The 4,618-nt window shown below is 47.8% G+C and carries 3 protein-coding genes; all 3 read left to right on the forward strand.

Annotated elements, in window-relative coordinates; all coding sequences use genetic code 11:
* A partial coding sequence (gene rluD, locus RSC70_RS20885) for a 23S rRNA pseudouridine(1911/1915/1917) synthase RluD (protein ID WP_332543486.1) occupies positions 1 to 911 on the forward strand: 911 nt, incomplete at its 5' end.
* Entirely contained in the window at positions 908 to 1,642 is a 735-nt protein-coding gene (gene yfiH / locus RSC70_RS20890) for a purine nucleoside phosphorylase YfiH (protein ID WP_332543488.1), read from the forward strand. The genes rluD and yfiH, both read left to right, overlap by 4 nt.
* Before the next feature lie 175 nt (positions 1,643 to 1,817).
* On the forward strand, positions 1,818 to 4,391 hold the full coding sequence (gene clpB / locus RSC70_RS20895) for an ATP-dependent chaperone ClpB (protein ID WP_040047191.1): 2,574 nt from the start codon (positions 1,818 to 1,820) through the stop codon (positions 4,389 to 4,391).
* Positions 4,392 to 4,618 lie beyond the last annotated feature (227 nt).

Genomic DNA, 4,618 nt, shown 5'->3' on the forward strand with positions numbered 1-4,618 from the left:
TGGCCGAATTGTTCCCTGATTATTCACGATCTCGTATAAAAGAGTGGATCCTTGACGATCGCGTCAAGGTTAACGGGAAAATTATCAACAAGCCAAAAGAAAAAGTGCTCGGTGGCGAAGAAATTGCCATTGATGCGCTAATTGAGGAAGAAGCTCGCTGGGAACCGCAGAATATTCCATTAGATATCGTTTATGAAGATAGCGATATTTTGGTGATCAATAAACCGCGTGACTTAGTTGTTCATCCAGGAGCCGGTAATCCTGATGGTACGATCCTGAATGCTTTACTGTATTACTATCCAGAAATTGTAGACGTACCGCGTGCGGGTATTGTTCATCGTTTGGATAAAGATACTACGGGTCTGATGGTGGTGGCTAAAACCGTTCCTGCCCAGACGCGTTTGGTTGAAGCGCTACAGGCTCGCGAAATTACGCGTGAATATGAAGCGGTAGCAATTGGTACGATGACGGCAGGCGGAACGGTGGAAGAGCCTATTTCACGCCATCCAACCAAACGTACTCACATGGCCGTTCACCCGATGGGGAAACCTGCGGTGACGCATTACCGTATTATGGAGCATTTCCGTGCTCATACACGTCTGCGTTTGCGCTTGGAAACCGGCCGTACTCACCAGATCCGTGTGCATATGTCGCATATTAGCCATCCGCTGGTAGGCGATCCGTTATATGGCGGCCGTCCTCGTCCACCAAAAGGTGCTTCGGAAGAGTTTATTACCATTTTGCGTGGCTTTGATCGTCAGGCACTGCACGCAACGATGCTGCGTTTATACCATCCTATCAGCGGTATTCAGATGGAGTGGCATGCGCCATTGCCTCAGGATATGGTCGATTTGATTTCAGCATTGCAGGCCGATACTGAAGAGTTCAAAGACGAAATGGATTGGCTATGAGTGTGTTGATCACACCTTTGTGGCCAGCACCAAACAACGTTGTTGCATTTAACACCACCCGAAAGGGTGGGGTTAGCGTTCATCCCTACGATGCTTTAAATCTGGGGACGCACGTTGGTGATGATGTCACTGTTGTGGTAGAGAACCGACGCCTGTTGAAGGACATTATCGCTGCTCCAACGGAGCCATTCTGGTTAGAGCAGGTGCATGGCACTCGTGTTTTGCGTTTAGATGAGAATAGCGATCGCGCTGATAATCAGGCTGATGCCTCTTATACTAATATCGCAGGGCAGGTTTGTGCGGTAATGACCGCTGACTGCCTGCCTGTTCTCTTTTGTAATCGTCAGGGAACAGAAGTTGCCGCTGCGCATGCTGGCTGGCGTGGTTTATGCGACGGCGTATTGGAGCAAACACTGGCATGCTTTGATTCTTCTCCAGAAGATATTCTTGCTTGGTTTGGACCTGCGATTGGCCCGACTGCGTTTGAAGTCGGGGGCGAGGTTCGCGAAAAGTTCATTGAGCAAGACGCTGATGCGGAACGGGCTTTTACTGAGCATGGCGAAAAATATTTAGCTGATATTTATCAGTTGGCGCATTTACGCTTGCGTCGTGCTGGTGTTCAGACAATCTCTGGTGGCGATCTATGCACTGTCAGCGATAAATCGCGTTTCTTTTCTTATCGTCGCGAGCCCGTTACCGGGCGAATGGCCGCGTTGATTTGGTTTCGATAGCCTTATTTTTTAAGGCTTTTGTGATTCACTAATCCTCATTTCCAAAAACTGTACTTAATGTTTGCCACTTGACTCATAACAAAAAGTAGTCATTTTCGTGCTAATTGACCTTGAAAAGTGTTGAGTAGACCTTACATATTCTTCAGTAGAAACTTTGACACGTCTTGGAGGAATTATGCGTCTGGATCGCTTAACAAGTAAGTTCCAGCTTGCCCTCGCTGACGCCCAGTCACTCGCACTTGGGCGTGATAACCAATTTATAGAGCCGGTACATCTGATGAGCGCGTTGCTCAATCAGGATGGGGGCACGGTTCGACCATTATTAACCTCTGCTGGTGTTAATACCGCGAGCTTACGTCAGGAGCTTGAACAAGCTATCTCCCGTTTGCCGCAGGTTGAAGGCGCTGGTGGAGATGTTCAGCCATCGAACGAACTGATTCGTGTTCTGAACCTGTGCGATAAGCTGGCACAAAAACGCAATGACACTTTTATCTCGTCTGAGCTGTTTGTTCTTGCTGCGTTAGAAGATCGCGGCAATTTAGGCGATATCTTGAAAGCTGCAGGTGCCAACGTTCAGAAAGTCAGTACCGCCATTGAACAAATGCGTGGAGGTGAGAAAGTGGATGATGCGAATGCCGAAGATCAACGTCAGGCATTGAAAAAATACACCGTCGATCTGACCGAGCGTGCCGAACAAGGCAAACTCGATCCGGTGATCGGCCGTGATGAAGAAATTCGTCGTACTATTCAGGTATTGCAGCGCCGTACTAAAAACAACCCTGTTCTCATTGGTGAACCGGGTGTGGGTAAGACCGCTATTGTTGAAGGTTTAGCGCAGCGAATTATTAATGGTGAAGTTCCAGAAGGACTGAAGAACAAACGTGTTCTCTCCTTAGATATGGGCTCACTGATTGCTGGGGCTAAATTCCGTGGTGAGTTCGAAGAACGACTGAAAGCCGTATTAAGCGATCTATCAAAACAGGAAGGCAACGTTATTCTGTTTATTGATGAATTGCATACCATGGTTGGCGCAGGCAAAGGCGACGGCGCAATGGATGCGGGCAACATGCTTAAACCTGCATTAGCCCGTGGTGAGTTGCATTGCGTTGGTGCGACTACGCTGGATGAATACCGCCAATATATAGAGAAAGACGCTGCGCTTGAGCGTCGTTTCCAAAAAGTATTCGTAGCAGAGCCAACGGTAGAAGACACCATTGCTATTTTGCGTGGACTGAAAGAGCGTTACGAGCTGCATCACCACGTTCAGATAACTGACCCTGCGATTGTTGCGGCCGCGAATTTGTCGCACCGTTATATTGCGGATCGTCAGCTGCCCGATAAGGCGATTGACCTTATCGATGAGGCCGCATCGAGCATTCGTATGCAGATGGACTCTAAGCCAGAATCGTTGGATCGTTTAGAGCGCCGCATTATTCAGCTCAAGCTTGAACAGCAGGCGCTGAATAAAGAATCTGATGAAGCAAGTAAAAAGCGCTTGGAAATGCTCAACGAAGAGTTAGAGCATAAAGAGCGTGAATATTCTGAGCTGGAAGAAGAGTGGAAAGCCGAGAAGGCTTCGCTCAGCGGTACGCAGAATATTAAAGCTGAAATCGAGCAGGCGAAGATTGCGCTTGAGCAGGCTCGCCGTGTCGGTGATTTAGCCAAAATGTCTGAAATCCAATACGGCAAGTTGCCTGGTTTGGAAAAACAATTAGAAGCGGCGACGCAGTCTGAAGGTAAGACGATGAAGCTGCTGCGTAACAAAGTCACCGATGTTGAAATTGCAGAAGTGCTGGCGCGTTGGACCGGTATTCCAGTATCACGCATGTTAGAAAGCGAGCGTGCGAAATTGCTTCGCATGGAAGACGATCTTCATGAACGTGTTATCGGCCAGAATGAAGCAGTAGAAGCGGTTTCGAATGCGATTCGTCGTAGCCGTGCTGGGTTGTCTGATCCAAACCGCCCAATTGGTTCTTTCCTATTCTTAGGACCAACCGGTGTCGGTAAAACTGAGCTGTGCAAAGCGTTAGCAAACTTCTTGTTCGATAGCGATGACGCAATGGTGCGTATCGACATGTCCGAGTTTATGGAAAAACACTCCGTGTCACGTTTAGTGGGTGCACCTCCGGGATATGTCGGTTATGAAGAAGGTGGTTACTTAACTGAAGCCGTACGCCGTCGTCCTTATTCAGTCATCTTGTTAGATGAAGTGGAAAAAGCGCATCCGGATGTATTCAACATCTTGCTGCAGGTATTAGATGATGGGCGACTGACCGATGGGCAGGGTAGAACGGTCGATTTCCGTAATACCGTGGTCATTATGACCTCAAACCTTGGCTCTGATTTGATTCAGGATCGCTTCGGTCAGCTTGATTATGGTGAAATGAAAGAGTTGGTGATGAGCGTGGTATCGCACCACTTCCGCCCTGAGTTCATTAACCGTATAGATGAAACCGTTGTGTTCCATCCATTAGATCAGAAAAACATCAAGGCGATTGCGCGGATTCAGTTGGAGCGTCTGTACCAACGTCTCGAAGAGAAAGGCTACAGCGTAACCATCACCGATGCGGCATTGGAACAGCTTTCAAAAGCGGGCTTCGACCCCGTCTATGGGGCTCGTCCGTTGAAACGCGCTATCCAGCAGGAGATCGAGAACCCGCTGGCCCAGCAAATTTTGTCTGGAAAACTGATTCCGGGCAAAGACATCACGCTAGATGTTGCTGATGAACAAATCGTTGCCAAGCAATAATAGGTAATAGAGGCGTTCTAAAGGCTCTAGATAGCGATATAGAAAGATAGATAGAAAGGCAGCCAATAGGCTGCCTTTTTTATGTTTGATGAATATAAAAGCAGGTAATGAATGAAATTCATCCATTAATCGAATTTTTGATTAAAACTTGCGCGGTTGAAAAGTTTTTTTAAATTAGGGGTTGTCAGCCGTTCAGAAGTCCCTATAATGCGCCACCACTGACCGGG

This window comes from Hafnia sp. (assembly GCF_036648275.1).
In the GTDB taxonomy this organism is placed as follows: Bacteria; Pseudomonadota; Gammaproteobacteria; order Enterobacterales; family Enterobacteriaceae; genus Hafnia; species Hafnia alvei.